Source organism: Candidatus Koribacter versatilis Ellin345 (assembly GCF_000014005.1).
Taxonomy (GTDB): Bacteria; Acidobacteriota; Terriglobia; order Terriglobales; family Acidobacteriaceae; genus Korobacter; species Korobacter versatilis_A.
The window spans coordinates 154,269-179,802 of record NC_008009.1 but is presented as its reverse complement, the minus strand read 5'-3'; the positions used below and the strand labels follow the sequence as shown (position 1 = coordinate 179,802).

The following is a 25,534-nucleotide window of genomic DNA, read 5'->3' as shown; positions in this document are numbered from 1 at the left end:
TCGCTCAATGCCGGTGCAAATCCTTGTGCATAATCTTGCGCGTCTCGTGCAGGCGGTCGTCGGCCGGTAAATCGATGAGCTTGCGGTTCATGCCCTCGTCGTCTTCCGCGCGCAGGAGTTTCGCCATGTACTCGATCATGCTGGCAGGGAAGATCCCATCGCGCTCGTAGAAATCACGCTTCTCGGAAAGGATGCGCGCGGATTCCACACAACTCCGTGGCAGCGAGCGCAGACGGCTGAGGACCGTTTCGTCGTGGAAGATATTGCCCTTGGTGTAGAGATCGGCAGCGATTTGCAGCGATTGTTCGTGGGTCATGCCCCACTCCGCAGCCATGGTAATTCCCGCCAGAAGCAGGTGTGCGAATGCCGAACCATCTGGGCTGCGCAGCTCCACGGTCTGCCGGCCGTCCTCGTTCACGCTCTCTTCGAGTTGCTGGGAATTGATGCGGCGCGACAGATCGCCGACCTCGCTCCAGCCGAGGGGCACACGGATCATCGTGCTGCGATTGAGATCGCTCCAGCAGACCCGCGTCGGGGCCTCTTGGTTCGGAACCAGTCGCAGGTAAGCCGACGACACTGTATTGCCGAACGCGGTCAGCGAATCGGCATAGGTGCATAACCCGCCGATGACCTGACGCGCTTCGGCGGAAAGTTCGCCACGATCGCGCATGATGTTGCGTCCATCGCGGCGCACTTCCATGTGCACATGCAGGCCATTGCCCGCCACGCCTTCTTCGATCTTCGGCGTGAACGTCGCCACGCAGTTATGGCGATACGCAACGTTGCGGATCAGCCAGCGCGCGAGGACGAGAAAATCGCCGGCGTCTTCCACTGGCGCCGGCAGGAACTCCACTTCCAACTGCTCGGCACTCTTGCCGCGAATTTCTTCCAGGTCGCTGCGCACGGCGTCGATGCAGCCCACTTCATTGTGCGCATATTTCACCGCGCCGGTGATCTGGGTCAGCAGGCGCACGATCTCATCGAGCACCGCGCCACTTTTCACGAATGGGCCGGAGGCGTGATACCCGCGCTGCATCGGCAGGCGGAAGAGGCTGGGGCCAGCATCGCTGAGCAGGAAGAATTCGAGTTCGCCGAGCGCCCAAAGTTCACATCCTGTGGAGCGACGGAAGAGCTCGGCGGCGTTGTGAAGGATCGCATCCGGTGCGAAATCGACCATCTCGCCGCGCACGTTCAGGTAACGGCATGTCAGCTCGAGGCTGGGCTCACCGAACGGGTTCAGGAACGCCGACTTGTACACCGGCACCACATACAGATCCGAGAGGTTCACATCCACCATGTCGCGGAAGAGCGAAGATCCGTCCACACGCTCTCCGTCCGCGAGGATGCGCTCGGCCTGCCGGCGATTTGCGACCGGGACTTTCAGCTCTTTGTATTTGCCGTCGAGCGCGGTGTAGTGGAAGGTGATCCGCTCGATCTCTTTCTGCTCGATGACATCGAGCAGGTCAGCGCGGGTGAACTCCTCGCGGGGCTTATCGGTGAGGAGCGACATCGGGTTGCTGAGCGCGTAGGGGTGGGTAATGGTGGCCATCGCTTCTAGCGTCCCACCCTAGAGGCGGCGGGGCTAGGAGGCGCTTCACAGGCCGTTGTGATGCGGCGCACACCTCGTCCCGGTCGTCGTATAGACGCACGAACGCGCTTCCGCCGGAAACCAGCGAAGCGCGTCCTGAAATTTGCAGATTCGGAAGAGGAACTCGGGAGGGAGATTCCGCTACTAAAACTACGCCTTGACCAGCTTGCCGCTGCGCAGACAGGTGGTGCAAACGCGCATGCGCTTGGTGGCGCCGTTCACCTTCGCCCGGACGGGACGGAGGTTCACGTTCCAACGCCGCTTGGTGACGTTGTGCGCGTGGCTGATGTTATTTCCGAATTGCGGCCCTTTGCCGCACATATCGCAGACTTGTGCCATGACTACGGATTCCTATCGACCTGGTTGGCCAAAACATAGATTTTACCGGAGTTGCGGCCCTTTGGGCAAATGCGTCAGGCAAGCTGAACGTAGGTTGAATAGGGCTGATCTTGTATCTCCGTCCAGGGCAACAGTTTGACCGGGCCGCCGGTACTTTCCGCCCGCCAGGCGCTCCCGGCGCGCTTCGCGGCAAGTAATTGCCCTTGAGTGAGTTGCTGGGCCTTCTCGCCGATCGGAAACAGTACCAGCGGGCCATTCAGGAGTGCAACCAGCTTCGCACGCTCGCGGTTCAGCGGTTCTAGCCGATTCTTGAGCGGGAGCTCCAACTGAATCCGATCGCCGTTCTTCCAAGTCCGCCGGATGGTCGCGAACCGCTCCGCTACGGGTACCCCTTCCCGCTTTCCGTTTACCTCGATGGATGCCTGCTCAGCCCAGGCCGGAATCCGCAGGTGAACCTCGAACTCTCGCTGCTTCGTGGTCGAAAGTTCAATCTCGACAACCGGATCGAACGGATACGCGGTCTTCTGTGTGAGGGAAACTTGGGCCCCGTCCTGCTGCCAGCGCACCGTCGATGGAATATACAGGTTGACGTAGATCCCCTGTGGGTCGCGAAGATACGTGCTGATGCCGTAGTCGGTCGCGATCTGCGGCATAGTGCCGGAGCAGCAGGGCCAGCGCGCGTCGTGGTAGAACTTGCTGCCCTTGAAGTTGTAGTCGGAGTAGTAGAACGTGCGGCCGTCGGGCATCAGCGGCAGCGCGCCGAGGATGGTGTTGTACATCACGCGTTCCATGCTGTCGCCATAGCGCGAGTCGCGGGTCACGCGCAGCAGATAGCGCGTGAGTTTGAAGTGCGCATACGAACCGCAGGGTGTCTCGAACGAATGATGGGTCCCTGTAAGACTCTTGGCGACTTCGGGGCTGTTCGGCGCACGCAGAGTTTCATCGGCGCCCCATCCGCCCGTAGCGTAGCTTTGCGCCAGCACAAAGTCGAAGCCGTTTTTCGCCGCGCGGAAATACTTTTCGTCACCGAGTGTGAGATACGCCTGCATCGCCGAGCAAAGCGAGTTCACGTGGCTATAGGCATGCCGTCCCTCAAGATCGCTGCGGCCCTCGGCCAGCGGGTTGTAGTAGGTGTCGTCGAGATACTGCTTTCCCAGCGCGCGATAGCGATCCCCAGCCCCGCGACGATAGGCGAGGAACAAGTTCTCCGAGATCGTGTACGACTCGTCCCAGGTGTAACCGTCGTCCTTCACGCTCCGCCAAACCGTACCGTGCTCAACCGCGTGGCCCGGCAGCAAGGGAGTCGCGGTGTCGGTCGTGCGCTCCAGAATTTTGAGCGCATCGGGATCTCCGACATATTGATGAGCGTCGATCAATCCGCAAACCAGCTTGTCGTAGCAGTACGCGGGGAAGCGGTTCTTCAGGCCGTAAAACTCAGGTGAAATGGTCTGCGCGTAAAGCCGGTTGAGCCGAATCACTTTGTCCCGCACTGCCGGATCAGGACGAAGCGCATAAGAACGTGAAAGCGCCGAGATCCACTGCCCAAAGGTTGCGGTCGGCGCAAAGCCCACGCCAACATCATTCGGGTTGTAGTTCGGATCGAAGCAATACCAGCCACCGAGGTCGCGCCCCGGCGGGGGCTGGCCGACCATGGCGCGAAACGGCTTGAGCAGCGCGTCATCTTCCAAGCCCATCAGAACATCGTGCGTGTTCTGGAACTGACGATTGTGTAACTCGCTCTCAAGGGAGACGTCGCCATAGCCAAACTCGTCGAGCGGGACGCTCGAAATCGCAAATGCGGAGGAGCGGAGGAACGGCAGGCTGGCGGCAGCGAGCGAAGCGGAGGACAAGAACGAGCGACGGGAAAGAACCGGCAGGGCCACGAGGAAATTCTAGTCCCAGAAGCTCGCGGCAGCGAGGATTGGCCCCATTTTGATGACAACCGCATTGCAGCAGCCCTCATCCTACGTACAGACGGAAAGCGCCTCCTCCTGTAGGGAGAATCGTCGCGCCGCGTTCGCGGCAGAATTCCAGACACAAAGGGCTCCGGGACACATGAGTACAGCGGAATTCGGCTCGCTTACGCTTCTCCTGTTCGTCGTCATCGCCAGCGCGCAACTGCTTGGATATCTATTCCAGCGAATGCGGCAGCCGAAGGTCATTGGTGAGATCCTCGCCGGCGTGCTGCTTGGCCCGTCGCTGCTCGGCCACTTCGCGCCACGCATTTCGCAAGCGATCTTCGCTGGTTCTGGCCCTGTGGGACAAAAGTACGAGCTGATTCTTTCGTTCCTCTACAATCTCGGCCTGCTGCTCTTGATGTTCTGCTCCGGCGCAGAAGTAAAGGGACTGTTCAAGAAGCGCGACCGCCGGGAGGTCACTTGGCTGGCGTCAGTTGGGACGGCGGTGCCGTTCCTGCTTGTGATCGCCGCTTACAAGTTCATCCCCTTGGAAAAGCTGGCGACCCCGAACGCGCCCCGCATGTCGGTGCTGCTGATTGTCGGCATCGCGGCTTCGGTTACCTCGATCCCCGTCATCTCGCGCATTCTGCACGATCTTAAGATTCTGCATACGCGCTTCGCCAGCTTGATTCTCGGCGTCGCCGTAATTGAAGACATCGTTCTATGGGCGGTGTTGGCTGTCGCCACAGCGTTGATTTCTACGAACGGCGTGCAGACCGGACATGTTCTCCGCCACGTGATCGCGGCACTGGTGTACTTCGGCATCGGCATGACGATTGCACCCGTGCTGTTGCGCTGGATCACGCGCGCGCGCTGGAACATCCTCGTACACGCTTCGCCGGTCGGCTACGTGACGGTCGTGCTGCTTGCCTATTCTGCGATTGCGGCGGCCTTCGATGTGAGCCTGGTCTTCGCGGCTTTCCTCGCGGGCTACGGCCTGATCGGCGAACTGGAGACGCTCGCGCCCGCGGTTGAGTCGCTGAAGACGTTCTCGTTCGCGACGTTCATTCCAATTTATTTCGCTATCGTCGGCTACCGCCTCGACTTGAGCAAGACATTCTCGTTCTCCATGCTCGCGATCTTCATGGGCCTGGCGTGCCTGCTGAAGCTGCTCTCCGCCGGACTCGGCGCGCGCCTGGCGCGTTTCAACTGGTACGACTCGCTGAACCTTGCGATTGCGACGAATGCGCGCGGCGGCCCCGGCATTGTGCTGGCGAGCGTCGCGTATGACGCCGGCATCATCAACGCTGCGTTTTACACCACACTCGTTCTGACGGCTATTCTGACCTCGCAGGCAGCAGGCGCGTGGCTGGAGTACATCTTGCGCAGTGGCAAACCGCTGCTAACGGCCTCGGTGGAAGAGTTGCCGGTGAAGGTAGCGGATCCCGAGCAGCTTGCAGCATAAATAGAAATTTAAAACCGAAGGCACGGCTGCGGCCGTGCGTTTTTCTTACCCGACGATCTGGGGCGGCTCGTCGGAATCTCGCTTGATCTCAGCTTCTATGTCTCGGATGGCGCCCACCCGGTCCGTGCCGTGGAGCCGGTCCTGCAGCTCCTTCAAAGCGGCACCCACCACGTGATAGTGATGGAGACCGGAGTATTTTGGATCTCGCGTAAGTTCCAACCAAATCTCGTGCATGAGCTTGAGGTCCTGCAGGCGCAACCTCGGGTTGTGAGGGCCGAGTTCGTATTCCCGCTCCCGCCCGTCGGGAGCGACAATCACCAGCCTCAGCCGCGGCCGTGGCTCCGGCAATCGTTCCCAGGCGTCACCACTCAGTTTTGCTTGCTCATCGTCAGAGAGTTTGTTGGAAAGGCCGCACACGATCTTCGAGCTGCGGAGTCGCTGCGCCGTAGCCAGGATTGCATCGAAGACATCGTTTGTTGGCGCAACCAGTAGAGAGATGTGCTTGCCTTCCTTCTCCGCAATGTTGACGACTGCGGTGAACAGGCTTTGCTCGTACTGATCAAAGACCTCCGTCGGCTCCATGCTCCGGACATCGCCAAAGGAGTGTTGCCGGTGATAGACGCGCGCGGTCATCACTACTACGTCGCGTTTGGTGGTGTCCGTTTCCTGAAGGATCTTCCGCAGGTAGGTGAGGTTCTTTGGGTCGCGCACTGCCACGAGTATGTTGCCGGGCCGCACTTCGATGGATTCATAGCTGGGCTCCTCCTGCGCGGCGACACGGAACTGCTCCAACTCATGTTTCCCTGAAGCAACCGTGCGCTGATTCATTCGCTCTGTCACGGTGAAGACGCCATAGAGCAAAGCGCTAAAGATGATTCCGTATTTCGTTGCAAGCGGTTTGGTGAAGAGGTTCACGATCGCGACGGAGAGCAATGCGAGAAAGATGACGGAGACCGTGATTGGAAATTCCACCTGGCCAAATCGAATGTTGCCCGGCACCTTCCACTGGCGGTTTTCCGGATTCTTAAACCGCAACACGAGGACGGCGAGTGACATGAAAGAGAACGACCACACCACGCCGAAAGCGTAAAGCGCAGCCAACAGATACACGTTTCCGCGGCTGGCGATGATGGTCCCTATCTGCAGGATCACGATCATGTTGATCACGCGGTGGCTTGTCCCGAACCGGGGATGCGGATGGCGGAACCAGGAGGTGAGCACTCCGTCTTCGCTCAGCCGGTTTAACACTCCGTTAGCGCCAACGATCGCGGTATTCACGGCTCCCGACAAAAGCAAAGCCCCGACAAGCACCACGAAAGCCTGGAAGAACAGCCTCAGAGTGTAAGGCCCGGCAACATTCATCGCCAGCCCGCTGATCAGGTTCGCGAAATAGTTCGGCCGCACGCTGTCGGGGATAATCATGACCGCGAAGATCGACACCAGCGAGGTGAAGAAAAGCGCGAAGCAGGCAATGACGATGCCGGCTTTTATCAGGTTCTGAAGCTTGGGATGCTCGATCTCGCGGTTCACCTGGCCAAGCGACTCTTCACCACTCATGGCCAGCACCGAGTGCCCGAATCCGACGATCAAAAGAATCGGCAACAACTTCCCCGCCCAGGTTCCATAGAGCCAACCTAAAGATTCGCCTGAAACTTTTAACGTCTCGCGAGATGGGAAAGGAGGGAGATGCGCCGTTTCCGGGTGAAGGATGAACGTAATCAAGCACCAGCCGATGAGCAGCACCACCATGATGCTCGTGATCTGCATGATGCGCAGCGCCTTGTCACTCGACTCGTGAATCCCCTTGATGTTGTTCCACCAGAAATAAAGCGACACGCAAATCGCGACGACGGCGGCAAAATAATTGATCTGCTGGTCAGTGGCATGGATCGGATGCCCAAAGTGGCCGAGGGTATCTATCAGCAATCCTGCAAGATATTGGCCGGCGGACACACCGCTAATCGGGCCGGTCAGGACGTAATCGAAAAGCAGGGCGGAAACCGACAGCTTCGCCAGCTGGCTGCCCATGGCGCTCTTCACGACCTTGTACACGCCCCCGCGTACGAACATGACGCTGGATTCTATGTAGACCGCGCGAACGCCATTCGCGAACAGCATCACCGCAAGGACGAACCATGGAGCGCTCTTGCCGATGACCTTCTCGGCGTCACCGCCAACGTAATAGGCAGAGGAAGCAAGATCGGACAGAACAATGGCTGCCGCCCGCCAGAAGGAGATGAACGACAGCATCACCGTAGTGGCGACGAAGACCTTTACTGCCGGGCGGTTCGCTTGATCACTGAAGCTCGACATGCGAAAAGAGATTCAACGTTACCAGAAAGTGGGGGCAGCGACTATTCAGGTTGGATGCTTCGCACTGGCCGATGAGGAACTTAGGACTTCTGATGGAAGCTATAGGTGCGGCTCATGCGATCGTGCCAGCAAAGCATGTCCTCGTCGAAAAATGCCCACAGGAAGCCGAGCATCAGTGAGCAGCAGGACACTGCCATACCAAGCACACGGCGGTGCCTTTGGCGACGATTGGGAGCGGTTCCGTCGAAGGTGCTGAGCGCGAGTTTCGTCATCGCCATGCCGGGCGTCCGTGCCGCGTAAACGATGAAGAGGTATTCGAACGTGGCCCAGAAGATCGGAGGCACAGCAGCAGCCCCGAAAATCAGCGGCTTCGAAAGCTCCAGCCCCGGCAGCAACTTCAAAACCACAGCGCAGAACACTGCGCTGGCGATCAGCACGATCAGGCCGTCCGCGACGTAGGCATTCACCCGCTGAATGACCGATGCCACCTGCAGCGGCAGCTCAAACTGCGGCGCCGATTCATGTTCTATGTGTTCCAGCCGCATGCCCTCAAGGATCGGCGTCTCCCATAACGGCTCGGCAATCTCCGGCGCATCGAGAATCCTGGGTGCGGACGGCAGTACAGGCTCGGCAAGTACGTTCGAGAGCGGGGGCTCCGGCGGGAACAGCCGCGGAAACTCTATGACATTCGCCTCCATGCGGATCTTGCGCTTGAAAGGAACAGACGGGCGTAGCGGCGGAGGCTGACTCGGCGGCACCGTTTGCGGAAGTTCGACCTGTTCGAGCTGTACTTTTTCTTCGATGACCTGCTGCTCGGCTTCGACTTTCGCTACGACGGACAATTCGAGAGTCTCAGCTGCTTGCTCCTCGGCGTCCGGTTCGACTGTTTCTGACTTCGGCGCCGCTGGAACGCAGATCTGCTGACGCGGCCGCGCCAGCTCACCCTCGAAGTTGAAACGCATCGAGAAGTCGCCCGACAGTTTACGTTTGCTCTTCGAGCGATAGCTGTCGAGACGAGAAGCCACCTCGCTCTTCCACGATTCATCGAGAGGAAGAGATTCGTCCATTCCCAAATTGGAGGTAGGTTCAACCAAAGAGCGAATCCTCTCGCAGCCTATCGCAATGTGATGTGGAAATAAGGTCGCGTCGCGCGGAAAGGCGCGTGGTGCGCGCAAAATCTACGACGTCGGGGCTGGAAACCAGCATGGTGCGAATTGGAAGAACGCCGAGAGCCGCGGATGTGCATCGGTGGCAGTGATTCCCGGAAGCCCCCGGCCCGGCAGTGGTTTTGCTGAATCGCCAGCAACGTGTTAAGTTGCGAGCTTGTGCCCCGGCCAGACAATTACGAAGTGCTTGGGTCTCGAAGTGCGCCCTCGATGACATTCCGCAGAGAAACGAATACCACGCTTCGAATGGGTTGTCACCTGCTTCTTCTCTGCTGCTTATTAACCAGCGGGCTGCTCGCACAGAAGAACCTGAAATCTGAGAAGACGAGCCCAGCAATCAAGTCGTCGCAATCGAGCAGGCCGCCGGAAGACGTTTTAATCGAGGCGCGCGAACAGGAAAAAATCGGCTCGATTTACAAATTACGCGGGAATGTCGTTATCCGGTTCCGTGGATTTGTGCTTCACTCCGACGAGATCACCTACGACGACAGCACTGGAGAAGTCCAGGCGACCGGCCACCTTGTACTTGAGGGCGGACCGCACGACGAACACCTAACCGCCACCCACGGCACACTCAACGTTCAGACCCAGACCGGCAAGTTTTACGACGTTACCGGTATGACGGGCGCCAAGTTCCGCGGCAAGAACGTCATCCTCACATCTTCCAACCCGTTCGTATTCACCGGAGAGGTGGTCGAGAAAGTGGCGCCGGACCGCTACGTGGTGTATCACGGCGTGATCACTACCTGCGAACTTCCGCAGCCGAAGTGGACGTTCCACGCCGCTAAGATCGATGTTGTCGTCGGCGCCGACGCCAAAATCTATCACTCCGACTTCCGCTTGCACGGCATTCCCGTCTTCTATTTTCCCTACGTACAGCACCCGGTTGAGAACTTGGGACGTCAAACGGGATTCCTCCTTCCCAATATCGGCCAATCGTCACAGAAGGGCACGATTCTTGGCGACTCCTTCTATTGGGCGATTAACACGAGTTCAGATCTCTCGGTGGGCGCCGAATATTTTTCGCAACGTGGCTGGGCCGAACATGGCGAATTTCGTTCGCGACCCGACGAGAAGACGACTATCGATCTTCACTATTTCCAGGTGCTCGATCGCAAAAATCAGGGCGGCGCCGAAGTCCGTTTGTCCGCTGAGACGAAGGCCAAATACGACATCCGGGCGGTCGCTGATATCGACTACCTGACTTCGTTCATTTTCCGGGAAGCGTTCGCCGAGTCTTACACGCAGGCTATCAACTCTGAAGTGAAATCGGTCGCTTTCCTCACCAAGAGCATCGATACGCTCAGCTTCAACGCGATGGCATCGCGATACCAGAATTTTCTCGGTACAAATCAGTGTTCGACGCTGGGCATTTACGTTCCATGCTCAGTCACTGGCACTCCGCTTGTGACTACGGGAGGCGATAGCGCGATCCTGATCGTGCATGCTCCAACGTTCGAATTGACGAACGTCGAGAAACAGATCGCCCGGACTCGCTTCTTTTTCTGGCTGGAAGGGGCGGCCGAGGGCCTGAAGCGCAGCGAGCCCGATCTCGCCACACTTAAAACAACAGTGATTAATTACTCGGTCCCGTACATGGGACGCTACGACATCCAACCGGCACTGTCCTATGCCCTGTTCTTGAACGGTTGGACGTTGCGGCCGTCCATCGCAATGCGAGACACCTATTACACTCAGCGCGCTCTGGGCAACGTCTCGATCGAGGATCCGGTAAACCGTCGTTCGCTGGAAGCCGGCTTCGAATTTCGTCCTCCGGCGCTTGAGAAGATCTTCGAGAAACCAATCTTCCAGCACCAGGTCAAGCACACGATCGAGCCACGAATCATCTACAACTACGTGAATGGCGTAGACAACTTTCACAACATCATTCGCTTCGACGCCCGCGACATTCTAAGCAACACCAACGAAGTTCTGTACGCCTTCACCACTCGCGTTTACACCAAGAACTTGCGCGCCACGTCGGATTGCCCCGATCCGTTAACACCGGAAAACAAGCTTCCCCACGAGCAACTCGAATCGCTCAAGCCGAAGTCCACTTGCGGCGACCTTGCTTCGAGAACGCGCGAAGCGTTCAGCTGGGACCTGGCGCAGAAGTATTATTTCGACCCGACGTTCGGTGGCGCCGTCATCAACGGCACACGCAATGTCTTCACAACGTCGGCCGAACTGACAGGTATCGCCTACATTGATAGCCCTCGCCGCTTCTCGCCCTTCGTATCGCGCATGCGGATTCAGACGACTGCTAATACTGACGTACAGTGGAATTTCGACTACGACTCGGTGGCCGGACGCATTAACGCCAGCACCGTGATCGGCAATTACCGCTTCAGCGAATACTTCGTCGGCGCCAGCCACGCGTTCCTGAACACCACTGTCCCCGATGCCACCAGCAGCAACGTCGCGCTGGTGCCTGCGCGCTTCAACCAGATTCGTTTTCTCGGGGGCTTTGGTCACCCCAACAAGACAGGGTTTGGCGCCGCGGCGAGCCTCGGCTTCGACGCCACCCAGGGATTCCTGCAGTACTCAGCCGCACAGCTCAACTACAACTGGGATTGTTGCGGTGTCAGTGCGGAATATCGGCGCTTCGCACTCGGTAACATCCGCAATGAAAATCAGTTCCGCTTCTCGCTCACCCTGGCGAACGTCGGCAGCTTCGGCACCATGAAGCGGCAAGAACGTCTTTACTAGTCCAGCCATCCCACGACTCGCGTTTCGTGTCGTACGATAGATACATGGCCGTCTCGCCCTTGCCGGAGTTGTCGCTCGAAAAGAAACAGCAATCGCTCGAGGCGCACCTGCGCTCGCTCGGGCGACTGCTGGTGGCCTACTCCGGCGGCATCGACTCCGCGTACCTGGCGTACGTCGCCCACCAAGTACTCGGCGACAACATGCTGGCCATCCTCGCTGACTCGGCAAGCTTGGCGCGCGCCCAGATGCGCGACGCACTGGCCTTCGGGGAAGAGCAAAGCATCCCAGTGCAAGTGGTGCAAACCTCGGAGATGGACAGCCCCGACTATCGCCGCAACGATGCCATGCGATGCTTCCACTGTAAGGATGAGCTTTTCGCCGTCATGGAGCGGGTCGCAACTGAACACGGCTACTCGAAAGTGGCGTATGGCGTGAACCTCGACGACCAGGGCGATTTCCGTCCCGGCCAGCGCGCCGCGAAACAACATGGAGTCGTGGCACCGCTCCTCGACGCCGCGATGACCAAGTCTGATATCCGCGAGCTAGCGCGTCAGGCGGGTCTGAGGGTCTGGGACAAGCCTGCATCTGCATGCCTTTCGAGCCGCATTGAATACGGCCGCCCGGTCACGACGGAAGCCTTGGAACAGGTCGAAAAGGGAGAAGATGCCCTGCGGGGGTTGGGCTTCCGGCAAGTTCGGGTCCGGCATCATGGCCAGATCGCTCGCATCGAGATCGCCAAGGATGAAATCGCCCGCGCCATGACCCCTGAGATGGCGCGCGAGTTCACTCGCGTCTTCAAGGCACTTGGCTTTACCTATGTCACGCTCGACCTCGAGGGCTTCCGCTCCGGGTCAATGAACTCCCTCCTGCCTCTCGAAGTATTGCAAAAGCAATAACGTATCGTCCCGCAAAACCCCGCATAGATATTGAGTTTTCAACCAATTAGGGCCGTCAACGTGCGATAATTAAGAGTTCATGTTTCTCCCTCCAAGGTGGTTGTTCGTGTCTCTGTTCAAGAGTCTGGCAGTCGTAGTTCTGGCGGTCTGCGTGGGCTGCTCCGCCCAGTCATCGTCCAATACGCAATCGCAGAACAAGCTCTCGGACGCCCAGCTGAACCGGCGAATCCAGGACCAAATTCGAGCTCATTTCAGCGTTCCTCCGCAGGTCAATATAACGGTTGGTGCGCCCAAGCCGAGCGACTTCAGCGGATACGATGCGGTGACCGTTGCGATCTCGGACGGTGATAAATCGAAGAACTACGAATTCCTGCTTTCCAAGGACGGCAAGACCCTCGCCCGGCTTTCGAAAATCGATCTCAGCAAAGATCCCTACGAAGAAAACATGGCGAAGATCGACATAGCGAACCGGCCAGTGCGTGGCAACAAAGACGCCAAGGTCACGATCGTCAATTACGACGATTTCGAGTGCCCCTTCTGCGCCCGTATGCACAGCGAACTCGTCAACGTCCTGAAGCAGTATGGCGACAAGGTGCGGATCATCTACAAGGACTATCCCTTGACCGAAATCCACCCGTGGGCCGATCGAGCCGCCGTGGACTCAAACTGCATTGCCAGCCAGAATACGGACGCCTACTGGGACTTTGCCGACTACGTGCATAGCAACCAGCCGGCAATCACCGGTAAAAAAGAGGAACATCGTTCCGTTGCGGCAATGCAGGAAGCCGTCGACAAGGTTACGCTGGACATCGGACGTAAACACAGTTTGAATGTGGATCAGCTACAAGCGTGCATCAAGAATCAGTCCGAGAGCGCCGCGCTGAAGAAGTCGGTTTCGGAAGCCAATGGTTTAGACGTGAGCGCAACGCCCACGATGTTCGTGAACGGCGAAAAGCTCGAAGGTGCAATTGAAGAAGACGCATTGATTGATGTAATCAAAAAGCACTTGCAAGAGCAGGGCAGCACCGGCACGGGAGCGTCGAAATAAGCAGTGCTGATCCTGCCTCGAAGTATGCTGCGAGAGGCTTCCTCATGGAGGACCGAGTTGCACAGTAAGAAATCGTCTGTCTGGGCGGCACCCTTAGCTGCTCTCACACTATTGGCCGCAATCGGCCTTGCAGGCTGCAACAATCGCGGAGGCGGGGACGACGTAATGGCCCGCGTGAATGGTCATAAGATCACTCGCCCCGAGGTTGAAAAGTATTACAAGAACCAGATCGCAGGCTCTCCGCAGCAGCCCAGCGATGAACAAGCCGACAACCTGCGGCTCAATATCCTGCGCGAGTTGATTAACAACGAGATCCTGATGCAGCGCGCGGAAAAACTCGGCCTGCTTGCGACTGACGAAGAAGTGGACAGCAAGGTCAACGCCGCCAAGGCGCCCTATTCGCAGGAACAGTTCGATGCGCGGCTGAAAGAGCGCGGCATTACGATGGACGACTTCCGTCGCGACCTGCGTCGCAGCATCACCATCGACAAGGTCATCAACAAAGAGATCACTTCCAAAATCAACGTCTCGGACGGCGACATCAGCTCCTACTACAACGCCCATAAAGCAGAGTTCAACCTGATCGAGCCGCAGTACCATATGGCGCAGATCCTCGTAACTCCGCAGCCGAATCCGCAAGTGAAGAACCTGCAGAAGGCCAACAACGACGCTGAAGCCAAGAAGAAGATCCAGCAGCTCGTGAATCGGCTCGATAGCGGTGAGGATTTCGCATCGGTCGCGATGAACTACTCCGAACAGCCAGAAATCTCGCCGAATGGCGGCGATCTCGGATTCATCCCGGAGTCATCGCTCAAAGGCGATAAGCTCGCCTTCGATGCGGTCGCGAGACTGAAGCCCGGCCAGTACACCGGCGTGCTTCCGATCGTAGATCCCTCGAACAAGCAGGTGTTGGGCTATCGAATCCTGAAGCTGATCGCCAAAGAATCTTCCGGACAGCGCGAACTCAACGATCCCCGCGTCCAGCAAGCAATCCGCGAACAACTTCGCGACGGCCGCGAGCAACTGCTGAAAGCCGCGTACTACGAGTCTGTGCGCGATAAGTCGAGCGTAGAGAACTATTTCGCCGACGACGTGCTCAAACGGGCAGGACAGAAGTAGACCTGAAGATGTGAGAAAAGGCGTGGCCGCGGCCATGCCTTTTTTTCATGCACTCAGCATCTTGAGGCGCCGGTCGAAGCCTTTCTGGACCGCTTCTGCCATTTTCATTGGAAACTTGGAAGGAAGGTCTTTGAAAACGTGGCTCACATTCTTCACCGCCGCCGAATGTAACTCCTGCATCGCTTCCTCCACGACCACTCGCCCGACGCCCGCCTGTGCAGCCGTTTCGGCGAAGTGCCGGGGTGCGATTGAGTTCACCACGTACTGCCGATTCTTCCCAACCGCCATCGCTAGTTTGAATTGGTTGTGGCGGATGCTGCCCGCTGCCACAGCCGGCTGGCCGGAGACGATGTCGTAAAGGGGAGACAATTGAAAACGTCCGCCTTCGGCGATTCGAATACTGAAATTCTTTGCATGGCCGTCGATCGCTCCGAGTAGCCAAAAAGTTATCAGTGCTTTCAAGAACATCTTCTGGTCGTCGGTAGGCGTGTCACTAGCATTGAGGAGGGTAAGAATTTTCACGGCTCCGGGACCGCCCTCGGCTTCGTATTTTTTGGTTGGTGGCATCGAGAATGCCTGGCAGCAGTCTTCTTGCGGAATGCGCAACAACCTCTTGTCGCTCGTCCAAAGACGATCGAAGCGCTCAATCACCAATGCCTTCTGTTTTCCAAACTGCTCGATTTCCGCATTCGCAACAGGAATTCCCAATGCCTTCGTGAGTCGGAGACAGAGATACTCATTCTCCACGCTATCGCTGAGGTCAATATTGTGCGCCATTCCTATCGGCCGCTTGAAAATATGTGTGGTCGCCGTGGCGCCAAGCGGTTTCCACCATCGATCATTCCAGCGGAGAAGAGCAGTCTTTTCTTGGGCTCCGGCGATAGAGATCCTGAAATCATCGTCGGTCGTAAGGCCTAGAGGCGCGCGCGTTAGGTTTGCGAGTAGTTGCTCAATTCCGTGACCCTCGAGTTCCTCTCCATCAACGACTCCTGCAGGGCCAGGTTGTGTGTCTTCCGGTCGAAACTGCAGTGCCCCGACGCAGTCGCGTCCGATTGCTGAAAGCAAGTTATAAGCGTCGGTTCCGTTCGCGTGCACCCGCTCAGCGACTCGTCGCAGGATCGCTTCATTGTCCGGCAGTAGATTTTCCAGGACTGCGAGAACCGGAGCGCCAACGTATTTCTCCGGACGCATAGGCAGAGATAGTGAGATCGGAAATGCGTGCGCCCACGCGAGCCACTCGTCGCTGTAGCGAAATTCGACGGCGCCTGAGGACTCGCGACGGAGAACTCCGACCCGTCGCGAGTTGATGAAAACGTTTAGAGGGGCATAGGTAGCGTGACGGGGCATCAGAAGAGGTCCTCTAGATGCTTGGCATCGCCGCGCGTGCGAGTGCGGACTACCAGTTCCAGATCCAACGCTGCGAGCACTTGGAGCACCGTGCCGAGCCTTGCCTCGCGTTCTCCATGCTCTAAATCGGAAATGGTCGCTTGCCGAACGTCGATTCGAGACGCCAGGTCGGCTTGGGTGAGACCGAGGCTCTTGCGGGTCTTCCGGAGGAGGGCACCGAGTTGTTTGGAGGTACGAGCGATTTCATCCATACGCTTAACCGTATTGATGGACTTTATACGTCTTAGCGAATAAAGTCAATATATACGCATAATCGTATTGATTTAATTTATACGCTTTAGCGAATACCCTACTCGATCACCGCCAGCGTGTCCCCCGCATTCACCGTCGCGCCTTCGCTCACCAGGACCTTCTGTACTTTCCCGCTCTTTGGCGATTTCAGCTCGTTTTGCATCTTCATCGCTTCAACGACAACGACGCCCTTCCCCACTTCCACTTCTCCGCCTTGAGGCACAAGAATACGCACGACTTTACCCGGCATGGGCGCGACGATCTTCTGCGGGCCCTCGGTACTGCCCGCGGCGGCACGGCGTGTCCGAAGCGAACGAGGATCGTTGATCTCACAGGAGTAACGGGAGCTTCCGACCAGCATGTGGAGTTCGCCGTTCAGCGCGCGTTCTCGTTTCACCTCGTAGGCCTTACCCTCGCCTTCGATGATGGAAAGAATGTCGCGGGCGGTCGGGACAGCGTCAACATCGAATGGCTGGCCATCGATCTTGCCACTCCAACGGCTTCCGGCGCGGGCGATTTCGACGCGGTAGGTCTTCTCCGAAATTACGATGTCGTAAACCATTAGCGAAGCGCCTCCGTGCGTCCCTGGAATTTCCATTCCGACTTCTCGCCATTCGCGGCACCGTTGACTGGCTTCGCCGCCGCTGCGTACGTCACTCCATCGAACGGTTTACCCAGTGTCACTTGCGGCTCGGTGCTGGCAAAGATCGCAGCAGCGATGGCAGCCATGCGCGTGCGTTCCTCATGTTCCGGCGCCGGCAAATGCGGCTCCGATAACAACCGGTCCAGGAAGCCGGTGTGCAGCTTTCCGGCTTGAAAATCTGCGTCGCTCAGAATGCGTCGGAATAGTGGAATATTCGTCTTAATTCCGCCGACGAAATACTCGTACAAAGCGCGCTGCAAACGATGAATGCATTGTTCGCGATCGCTGCCGTACGCAATTAGCTTAGCGAGCAACGGATCGTAGTCGAGCGGTACGGTCCAGCCTTCGTACATTCCGCTATCGCGACGAATCCCCGGACCGGAGGGTGAAATCAGTCGAGTGATCCGCCCGGGAGACGGGAAGAACTGGTTATCCGGATCTTCCGCGTAAACGCGGCACTCGATCGCATGCCCGCGGAGCAAGAGATCTTCCTGCTTGAATGGTAGAAGTTCGCCGGAGGCCACGCGAATCTGCAGATGGACAAGATCCATGCCGGTCACCAGTTCCGTCACCGGATGTTCGACTTGCAGCCGCGTGTTCATTTCGAGGAAGTAGAAGTTCTTTTGCTCATCAACCAGGAACTCGACGGTACCCGCGTTGGTGTAATTCGCCACCTGTGCCACGCGGACCGCGACCTCTCCCATTCGCCGCCGCATATCGGGATCTACGATCGGTGATGGCGATTCTTCGAGGACTTTCTGATGGCGGCGCTGTACTGAGCATTCGCGCTCGCCAAGCCATACCGTGTTGCCATGCTCATCCGCGAAGATCTGCATCTCGATATGCCGCGGATTGACGATGAATTTCTCAAGATAGACTTCGCTGTCGCCGAAGGAGCGCTGCGCCTCACTGCTCGCGGCTTCCAGCGCCGAGCGCAGTTCCCCACGCGACTTCACCATCCGCATGCCCTTGCCACCACCACCCGCTGCAGCCTTGAGCATGACCGGATATCCAATTTGCTCAGCGAGGACTTCAGCCTCTTCTGCGCTCTTCAGGCCCTCGGCGTTGCCAGGCACCATGGGAACGTTCGCCTTGGCCATTGCCTGGCGTGCTTTCGTCTTCGATCCCATGGCATCCATCGCGTCACCTGTCGGGCCAATGAACTTCACTCCGGCGGCGACGCACGCCCGCGCGAACCGTGCATTTTCCGAAAGGAATCCGTAGCCGGGATGGATCGCCTCCGCCCCGCTCTTCTTCGCTACATCGAGAATCTTGTCAATGCGCAGATACGACTCGCTCGCCGCAGACGGCCCAATGTGATACGCGTAGTCGGCCTTCCGAACATGCAAGGCGCGGCGATCCGCGTCGGAATAGACGACGACCGACTCGATCCCCATCTCGCGACAGGCGCGAATAACGCGGACCGCAATCTCGCCGCGGTTGGCGATAAGGATTTTGTTGAAGAGCTTTGCCATCAGGTACTCCCTCGGGACGGAATTGCGATTTTATCCCACCGCATACAGACGCGCGCGCGGTTACGGCTCACCAAGGTTTGTGACAAGCACAAAGCAAAGAGCCTCCTTGTTCAGGAGGCTCTTTGGGTAAACCGATAAGTGCTTACTTCGATTGATCGGTGGTGATCACGCCCGTCGGCCCGGCCTTTTCAGCCTTCGCCTTCTTGGTCGCGATCGTCTTGTCTACCCACTCGTTCGCCGTCTTGATATCGGCATCGTAAGCGGCCTGGTCGTCACATTCGTACTCGGCGCGCTGACGGTAGAGCAGGTTGATGTAAGCCATGGCATCATCGTAATCCGGACGAAGCTGGATGGCCTTCGTAAGGGCGTTAATGCCGTCTTCAACCTTCTGGGCATTCTTCGTGCGAAGTTCCTGGCAGACCTTTTTGTCCTTCAGCTGAGCCGTGGCTTGTACGCCGGCGGCAGCCCGGGCCTTCTGATCTTCCTGGTACGCTTCCGTCCAATCGATCACCGCGATGGAGTAGTAGGTCTCCGGATCGTTCGGATCGAGCGCGATAACCTTCTTGTGATACTCCGAAGCCTGGTCGAACTTCTTCATGTTGAAGTAGAGCGAAGCAATGCCTTTCAGGCTGTGGATCTGCTGCTCGCGGCTCGGATTCGCATCGAGAATCTTGGTGAATTCCTCGATCGCCATATTGGCATTGCGGACGTTCTCAGGAGCATCCATACCCGGAACATACTGCTGGGCATATGCCGTCGCGAGGTAAAGTCGTGCGTTGGTCAGCGAGTTGTCAAGCTCGACAGCGTTCTTGAAATGCTCGATCGCCTCTTCATACTTGGCGTTCTTGTACGACTGGACGCCCTTATTGAGTTGGTCGCGCGCTTTCAGCTTGTTGCAACCTGTGCCCGCGAGCATGGCTAGCAGGGCTGCGACTACGACCAATACCCGTGCGCTTCTTGTCATTGGGATTTCACTCTCCGTTGCGTATTGCCCGAACCGTTCGCGTTCTGCCGGAAGCATCGCTTCCACGATTTTCGGGCCTAAATTGGAGGAGGGCGCCCCGACTCATGAGCGGAGCGCCCATTATTGACCTATTGTCCGGCCTCGATCTTGGCAGTAATGAGACCAACCTTGTCGACACCCGCGGAGTGCGCGATATCGATGACCTGGGCGACACTGCTAAACGAAATGTCGTCGTCACCCTTCACGAACATCACCTTCTCGGCGCGGCTCGCAAAGATGTCACGCAGACGGCCTTCAAGATTATCGTAGTTCGCTTCGTCCTGATTAATCTTGAGGGTCGGCCGATCCGGGTCACCCGACTTGATCACCTGTACCACGATGGTCCGTTCGGGCGGCGGCGGTTGCTGCTTCTGATCTTTCGGCGGTGGTTGTGGTACGAGTGCATCCAAGCCTTTCGGCGTCAGCGGCGTGATCACCATGAAGATGATGAGCAACACCAGCAAGACGTCGATCAGCGGGGTCACGTTCATGTCCGCTGTGGGTCCTCCACCAGACCCGCCAACATTCATTGACATTGGGTTGTTCCTCTCTTCTTAGTGGGTGGCCGGGGTTGGCGGCGGTGCAGCTAGGGGTTTCTTCTGTTCCGTCAGCAATCCGACGGTGTCCACGCCAGCCGAACGAATGTCGTCCACAACTTCTACGACTCGGCCGTACTTGGCACGCGCGTCAGCCTTAATGAAAACGCGCTTGTCGGTCTTGTTGGCGATCCGGTCTTTCACCTTGTTGGTGAGGTCGTCGGGGTTGATCTTGTCCGACCCGAAGAACACCGTACCGTCGCGCTGTACTGCAACGAGCAGGGAGTCTTCCTTGTCCGCATCCGGCATCGGAGCTGGACTGTTGGTCTTCGCCATATCAACGCTGACGCCCTTCTGCAACATGGGTGTGATGACCATGAAAATGATCAGCAACACGAGCATCACGTCCACCATCGGTGTGACATTGATGTTCGAGTTCACGTTTGCAGTGCGTTTTGCGATGGCCATTTCCTAAATCTCCTCGCGAGTCGAGACCCGCTACTCTTACCGCTTAATGCCGCGGCGCTTCAGGAAATAGTCGATCAATTCGCTCGAGCTGTTGTCCATCTCGACGTCGAACGCTTCCACCTTACCGGTGAAGTAGTTGAACATCATGACGGCGGGAATCGCCACGAACAAACCGATAGCGGTCGTCACGAGAGCTTCCGAAATACCGCCGGCTACGGCGCCGAGACCGGTCGCCTTGTTCTGCGAGATCGAACGGAACGCGTTCAGAATACCGACCACCGTGCCGAACAGGCCGACGAACGGAGCGGTTGCACCGATAGTCGCCAAGCCGGAAAGGCCGCGCTTCAGTTCTGCGTGAACGATGGCTTCCGCACGCTCAAGTGCGCGCTTCGAAGCTTCGATCTGCTCGCCCGGGATGTCAGCTGACTCGCCGTGCGCCTTGAATTCCTGCAGGCCAGCGGTCACAACCTTCGCCAGGTGGCTCTTCTTGTTGCGCTCGGCAACGCGGATAGCTTCATCAATCTTGCCTTCGCGGAGGGCGCCGGCAACAGCAGGCGCAAACGCGCGGGACTGCTTACGGGCGGCGCTGAATGCCAGGGCGCGATCGATCATCACGCCAATCGACCAACCAGACATGATGAAAAGGATGATTACGACGATCTTGGCCAGGATTCCCATCTGCTTCCACAGCGAGACAGGATCCCAACCCACGGCGCCGGCATCATCCTGGAACGCCCAGGCGGCGAGGTGAGCATTGGCAAGAACCAAGGTTGCGAGGTTTGCGAGAAACATGAGTTTAGATCTCCTCCTAGAACTCTTTACGGCTTTCTTGACGACGCATTAGCGCGAAAACTCTGGTACGGCGAAGCTGAGCGGAAACTCGCGGCAGCTTACTACAGCCACACTGTCAGCACTGGCAGTGACCACAGCCCCGCCGTGGGGCTGTGGTATGCAAACTTGGGAGTAACTGGATTGGTCGCGGGACACTTTCCAGTGGCAGTAGCCTACCCGCCGGACAGGGTGAAATTGACCTGTACCGTCGTTTCGACCTCAACCGCTTCGCCATTCAGCAGGTATGGCTTGTACTTCCACTGCTTCACGGCATCCAGGGCCGACTGGGTCAGCATCGGGTGTCCGCTCAGCACACGAAGGTTTTGGATGCTTCCATCCTTACCAATAGTGGCCTGCAGCACCACAGAACCCTGAATACGGGCCTGCTTTGCCAGCGCCGGATAGTTCGGAGTGACCTTATGCAACAACAGGCCTTCCGAAACACCCTGCGATACGCGAACTTTTTGCGGTGTCGCCATCTTTACTACTGGCGCAGGGGCGGAGCTAACGATACCGCCGATGACGCCATTCATCGAACCGCCGGGTACACCACCCGCGACGCCGCCCATGACGCCCGCACTGGATGGTGGCGGTTCGTCTTCCTTAATCATTGCGACTTTCTTCGGGATGGCCGTCGGCTGTCGGAGCTGACCATTGTTCAGATCGGTTTCGATCTTTTTAACCACATGCACCGGAGCCGCTGCTGGAGGCGGCGGAGGTGGGGGTGGGGGTGGCGGTGCCACCAGGAATGTGGTGAGCTGCCCTTTGGGGAGCGCCTCAGTATAGATCAGTGGGATCAAAACCAGCACCCCGACCAACGCAATCTGCACAATGAAAGCGATTGTCGTCGTCGTTTTGCTCTTGGTTTTGAGCCTTCCCCCTGATTCTAAAAGGCTGTCTTCAAACATAGCCTGTTCTCCGGAACTACTTCATAGAACTTAGACACCGGGCCCACTTGCTTTGCTCCCAGAAAATTGGGGTGATCCCAACCTTTTTTCTAAGTCGTTCGTCCCATGGCGAACTGGCTGAGATCTCGCTTTAGGCCTTCACCTTAACTCGATCGTTTTTCCGAGGCGCCGGCCCGGGTAGGGCTGCCGTCCCGCGGTGTCCCCGCCACTCCTGGTAAGCAACCAGCATTGGCGCGGCGACCGCGATCGAGGAATACGTTCCAATTAGGATGCCGATTACCAGGGCAAGAGAGAAGCCTCTCAATACTTCCCCGCCAAATACGTACAACGAGAGCACCGTCAGGAACGTCAGCCCAGATGTCAGGATGGTTCGGCTAAGGGTCTGGTTAATGCTCTTATTGACAATATCGGCGAGAGACTCGCGACGGAGTAACTTAATGTTCTCCCGGATACGGTCATAAACGACGATCGTGTCGTTCATGGAGTAACCGATCAGGGTGAGAATCGCGGCGACCACTGTAAGGGAAATGTCCCGGTTGAGCAAGGAGAAAGCACCTACAGTAATGATCGTGTCGTGGAAGCAGGCAACCACTGCGCCGATGCCATAAATCAGCTCAAATCGGAACCAGAGATACACCAGCATGCCGCCGAGCGAATATAAGGTTGCCAGAAGCGCCTGATTGCTCAGCTGCTTACCGACCTGGGGCCCAACGATTTCCACGTTCCGGACGCCAAATCCAGAGGTGAAGTAGTCCGTCTTCAGCGCATTCACCACGTCAGCAGGAACATGACCCTGCAGCTCATCCACCGAACTCAGAACTCCGCCCCGCTCCTTGTCACGATAGTCAACAATTTGCGACGCGATCTGCTGGTACTTCGCACCCGGATCCACCACCTCGTGCAACGGATCCTTGCTCATCAGGTAATCACGGATCGTCGTGGAGCCCACGTTATTGAGATCGTTCTTGCCCGACGCGGGGTTCGTTTCGAGCGCCTTGATAATCGTGTTCTTCCCGGCGTCGAGTGCCTGCTCGCTGGTTTCCTTTTGTTCGAGCGCGATCAGAACTTCGTTGTTGGCAGGGCCCCCATAGGTCTGGATCTTCGGGTCCTTCAGACCGGAGCGGTCCATCGCTGCGCGAATGTCGCCAAGGTTCGGAGTCTGCGCGAACTTCACGTAGACCAGCGTGCCGCCCTTGAAATCCACGCCGAGCGGAACGGCCGTGCCTGTCTTGGCGTAGCGTGCGCCCATCGAGATAAGGCCAGCTACGCTGAAGACTAACGAGAACGCAAGGAAGTACCACTTCTTGCCAAGGAAATCGATGTTTGTATTGCGGAACAGTTCCACGTCAAAGCCTCAAATCTGGTTGTCGGATACTGCGGGCGGGAGACTCGCTCCCGCCGTATGACTAAATGCTCAATGCCTCGCCGCGTTGATGGCGATTCAGGATCGAATCGAAGATCACACGCGAGACGAATACTGCCGTGAACAGGTTCGCGAACAGACCGAAACTCAGCGTCACCGCGAATCCCTTTACCGGGCCGGTTCCGAACAGGAACAGGATGATCGCCGAAACGATCGTGGTGACGTGGGTGTCGATGATCGTCAACCACGCGTGCCCAAATCCCTGCTCCACTGCCGAAGGCGGCGTCTTGCCGTTGCGCAGCTCTTCACGAATGCGCTCAAAGATCAGGACGTTGGAGTCCACACCCATACCGACGGTCAGGATCACACCCGCGATGCCCGGCAGCGTAAGCACCGCGCCGAAGTAGCCCATGAACCCAAGCAAAATTACCAGGTTCAGTAGCAAACTCAGGTCGGCGTTGATGCCCGCGCCCTTGTAGTAAATCAGCATGAAGATGATCACCGCGACGAAGCCGATGATCGCAGCACGTACGCCCTGGCGAATCGAATCCATACCCAGCGACGGACCAACGGTGCGCTCTTCGAGGTACTTGATGCTCGCCGGCAATGCGCCCGAATTGAGGATCAGGGCCAAATCGCTGGCCTGCTGGTCGGTGAAGCGGCCTTCAATCTCGCCCGAGTCGCTGATCTCGGACTTGATGTTCGCGACTTCCATCACCTTGCCGTCAAGAATCACGCCCAGCTTGTCGCCCACGTGGGCGCTGGTGAATTGCGAGAACCGCACGCCGCCATCGCGGGTCAGGTTGAACTGGACGTTCGCGCCGCCGTTCTGGTCCCGGCCAACGCGCGCCTGGCGCAAATCATGTCCGGCAACCGCCGAGCTGCGCGCCACCAGGTAGAAGACCTGGGTTCCGGGATCGCTTTCGCTCTTGCCCGGCAGGACCACTGTGTCCGGCTGCTGCATTTGCCCCTGCGCAGCTTCCGATTCCTTCGAGTACGGTCCACCAAACACCTGCCGGATTTCCAGCATCGCGGTGGATTGCATCACTTCCTTCACACGCGCTGGATCATCCACGCCGGGAAGCTGCACGAGAATCTGGTAATCGCCGAGGCCGTGTTCCTGGATCACCGGCTCGCTCACGCCGAGGCTGTCCACGCGCTCGCGGATCTTCTGGATCGCCTGCTGTACGGCGCGGTCCTTCAAGTCTTTCAGCTGCGCCGGCTTCATTGTCAGCGTGTAGCTGCCCTCGGGACCGCTGCCAAAGCTGTATTCCGGCAACCGCTCGTCTGAGACGCGTCGCAGCGTGGTCGCGCCATCGGGCGTAATGCCCTTGATCGCAATGCGTTCTGGCGCATTCGCGGCATCAGGTTTCGTGATGTCGCTATAGGTGACCTTATTGTTGGCAAGGTCTTCCTTGATGCGCTCAATCGCGCGATCGGTCTCGGCGTTGACAGCGTCGTTCACCACCACCTGAAGGATAAGGTGGGTGCCGCCGCGAAGATCAAGGCCGAGGTGAATGCGGTTCATCAGGGCAGTTTTCAGCCCTTCTTTGTCCCACTTCACTTCCGCAGGATTGCCGATAATGCCAAACGCAAACACCAACAGGACGGCAACGATGACGACAACTTTCCAGGTAAGGTTCTTCTTCATGAGTACTGCTGCCTGCTAAGACTTGGAATTTTCTTTATCTTCGGTGATGACCGACGCAATTGCCTGCCGGGTAACTTCCAGCTTGATGTTGTCCGGCGCGACCCGCAAAACCAGGGCATCGTCCTTCACCGAGAAGATGACGCCACGAATTCCGCCCGTGGTGACGACCTTGTCACCGGACTTCAACTCGCCGAGCATCTGCTGCCACTTCTTCTGGCGGCGCTGCTGCGGCATGATCAGAAGGAAATAGAAGATCGCGAAAATCGCGACCATGAAAATCAGGCTGCCACCAAATTGCCCGCCCACAGCCTGCCAAAACACTGCTAAAAGGTTCGTCATTCTTCGAGACTTTCACCGGGTGCCCCATCCGACAGACGCTGTCCGCAGAGTGGGACTTCGAGACACAAGCTATTCGGACGCTTCCCGCCGGACAGCCCACACCTCAGGCTTGCGACTCCGGCGTTCCCTGTGAATTGA

The 25,534-nt window shown here is 57.8% G+C and carries 22 protein-coding genes; 5 read left to right on the top strand and 17 right to left on the bottom strand.

The features are described 5' to 3' along the window. Positions 1–4 precede the first annotated feature (4 nt). The 3 genes from ACID345_RS00850 to ACID345_RS00840 all read right to left on the bottom strand — a co-directional run bounded on the left by ACID345_RS00850 (position 5) and on the right by ACID345_RS00840 (position 3,777). Complete coding sequence (locus tag ACID345_RS00850; protein WP_011520973.1) at positions 5–1,549, bottom strand: glutamine synthetase beta-grasp domain-containing protein; 1,545 nt, start codon at positions 1,547–1,549, stop codon at positions 5–7. Between the two features lie 189 nt (positions 1,550–1,738). Then, entirely contained in the window at positions 1,739–1,927 is a 189-nt protein-coding gene (gene rpmB / locus ACID345_RS00845; RefSeq protein ID WP_011520972.1) for a 50S ribosomal protein L28, read from the bottom strand. A gap of 74 nt (positions 1,928–2,001) precedes the next feature. After that, positions 2,002–3,777, bottom strand: coding sequence for a beta-L-arabinofuranosidase domain-containing protein (locus ACID345_RS00840; RefSeq protein WP_228370714.1), 1,776 nt, complete (start codon positions 3,775–3,777; stop codon positions 2,002–2,004). A 205-nt stretch (positions 3,778–3,982) separates the two neighbouring features. On the opposite strand from ACID345_RS00840, the gene ACID345_RS00835 reads away from it, so the two are divergent. Then, the gene (locus ACID345_RS00835; protein WP_011520970.1) at positions 3,983–5,290 is read left to right on the top strand and encodes a cation:proton antiporter; all 1,308 of its coding nucleotides are present in this window, start codon (positions 3,983–3,985) and stop codon (positions 5,288–5,290) included. Between the two features lie 45 nt (positions 5,291–5,335). Here ACID345_RS00835 and ACID345_RS00830 read toward each other — a convergent pair whose 3' ends face one another. Together ACID345_RS00830 and ACID345_RS24955 are read right to left on the bottom strand one after the other, a co-directional pair. After that, positions 5,336–7,603 carry an APC family permease gene (locus tag ACID345_RS00830; protein ID WP_011520969.1) on the bottom strand — a complete coding sequence of 756 codons (2,268 nt, stop codon included), beginning with the start codon at positions 7,601–7,603 and terminating at the stop codon, positions 5,336–5,338. A gap of 80 nt (positions 7,604–7,683) precedes the next feature. Continuing rightward, positions 7,684–8,670, bottom strand: coding sequence for an RDD family protein (locus tag ACID345_RS24955; protein WP_011520968.1), 987 nt, complete (start codon positions 8,668–8,670; stop codon positions 7,684–7,686). Between the two features lie 309 nt (positions 8,671–8,979). On the opposite strand from ACID345_RS24955, the gene ACID345_RS00820 reads away from it, so the two are divergent. The 4 genes from ACID345_RS00820 (at position 8,980) to ACID345_RS00805 (ending at position 14,541) form a co-directional block, all read left to right on the top strand. Then, entirely contained in the window at positions 8,980–11,478 is a 2,499-nt protein-coding gene (locus tag ACID345_RS00820; protein WP_011520967.1) for an LPS-assembly protein LptD, read from the top strand. Between the two features lie 44 nt (positions 11,479–11,522). Further along, positions 11,523–12,374, top strand: a complete 852-nt coding sequence (gene larE / locus ACID345_RS00815; RefSeq protein WP_011520966.1) for an ATP-dependent sacrificial sulfur transferase LarE — start codon at positions 11,523–11,525, stop codon at positions 12,372–12,374. Between the two features lie 106 nt (positions 12,375–12,480). Beyond that, the gene (locus ACID345_RS00810; RefSeq protein ID WP_011520965.1) at positions 12,481–13,422 is read left to right on the top strand and encodes a DsbA family protein; all 942 of its coding nucleotides are present in this window, start codon (positions 12,481–12,483) and stop codon (positions 13,420–13,422) included. 24 nt (positions 13,423–13,446) lie between these two features. Continuing rightward, positions 13,447–14,541 carry a SurA N-terminal domain-containing protein gene (locus tag ACID345_RS00805; RefSeq protein WP_041855314.1) on the top strand — a complete coding sequence of 365 codons (1,095 nt, stop codon included), beginning with the start codon at positions 13,447–13,449 and terminating at the stop codon, positions 14,539–14,541. A gap of 45 nt (positions 14,542–14,586) precedes the next feature. Here the strand turns inward: ACID345_RS00805 and ACID345_RS00800 are convergent, their stop codons facing one another. The 12 genes from ACID345_RS00800 to yajC all read right to left on the bottom strand — a co-directional run bounded on the left by ACID345_RS00800 (position 14,587) and on the right by yajC (position 25,396). Then, positions 14,587–15,888, bottom strand: coding sequence for a type II toxin-antitoxin system HipA family toxin (locus ACID345_RS00800; RefSeq protein WP_011520963.1), 1,302 nt, complete (start codon positions 15,886–15,888; stop codon positions 14,587–14,589). After that, complete coding sequence (locus tag ACID345_RS00795; protein ID WP_011520962.1) at positions 15,888–16,139, bottom strand: helix-turn-helix domain-containing protein; 252 nt, start codon at positions 16,137–16,139, stop codon at positions 15,888–15,890. The genes ACID345_RS00800 and ACID345_RS00795 overlap by 1 nt, the downstream gene beginning before the upstream one ends. 98 nt (positions 16,140–16,237) lie before the next feature. Further along, entirely contained in the window at positions 16,238–16,741 is a 504-nt protein-coding gene (locus tag ACID345_RS00790) for a biotin/lipoyl-containing protein (RefSeq protein WP_011520961.1), read from the bottom strand. Then, complete coding sequence (gene accC / locus ACID345_RS00785) at positions 16,741–18,297, bottom strand: acetyl-CoA carboxylase biotin carboxylase subunit (protein ID WP_011520960.1); 1,557 nt, start codon at positions 18,295–18,297, stop codon at positions 16,741–16,743. Before accC ends, ACID345_RS00790 begins: the two co-directional genes overlap by 1 nt. 142 nt (positions 18,298–18,439) lie before the next feature. After that, positions 18,440–19,261 (bottom strand): tetratricopeptide repeat protein, encoded by an 822-nt coding sequence (locus ACID345_RS00780; protein ID WP_011520959.1) that lies wholly within the window; start codon positions 19,259–19,261, stop codon positions 18,440–18,442. 128 nt (positions 19,262–19,389) lie between these two features. Beyond that, entirely contained in the window at positions 19,390–19,836 is a 447-nt protein-coding gene (locus ACID345_RS00775) for an ExbD/TolR family protein (protein ID WP_011520958.1), read from the bottom strand. A gap of 18 nt (positions 19,837–19,854) precedes the next feature. Then, positions 19,855–20,304 carry an ExbD/TolR family protein gene (locus tag ACID345_RS00770; RefSeq protein ID WP_011520957.1) on the bottom strand — a complete coding sequence of 150 codons (450 nt, stop codon included), beginning with the start codon at positions 20,302–20,304 and terminating at the stop codon, positions 19,855–19,857. 36 nt (positions 20,305–20,340) lie between these two features. Further along, positions 20,341–21,096, bottom strand: a complete 756-nt coding sequence (locus tag ACID345_RS00765; RefSeq protein WP_011520956.1) for a MotA/TolQ/ExbB proton channel family protein — start codon at positions 21,094–21,096, stop codon at positions 20,341–20,343. Between the two features lie 212 nt (positions 21,097–21,308). After that, the gene (locus tag ACID345_RS00760) at positions 21,309–22,043 is read right to left on the bottom strand and encodes an energy transducer TonB (RefSeq protein ID WP_011520955.1); all 735 of its coding nucleotides are present in this window, start codon (positions 22,041–22,043) and stop codon (positions 21,309–21,311) included. A gap of 130 nt (positions 22,044–22,173) precedes the next feature. Beyond that, positions 22,174–23,388: a protein translocase subunit SecF gene (secF, locus tag ACID345_RS00755; RefSeq protein ID WP_011520954.1), complete on the bottom strand. Its 1,215-nt coding sequence runs from the start codon at positions 23,386–23,388 to the stop codon at positions 22,174–22,176. 61 nt (positions 23,389–23,449) lie between these two features. Next, positions 23,450–25,057: a protein translocase subunit SecD gene (gene secD / locus ACID345_RS00750; protein ID WP_011520953.1), complete on the bottom strand. Its 1,608-nt coding sequence runs from the start codon at positions 25,055–25,057 to the stop codon at positions 23,450–23,452. Positions 25,058–25,072: 15 nt separating this feature from the next. Beyond that, the gene (yajC, locus tag ACID345_RS00745; RefSeq protein ID WP_011520952.1) at positions 25,073–25,396 is read right to left on the bottom strand and encodes a preprotein translocase subunit YajC; all 324 of its coding nucleotides are present in this window, start codon (positions 25,394–25,396) and stop codon (positions 25,073–25,075) included. Positions 25,397–25,534: the final 138 nt, after the last annotated feature.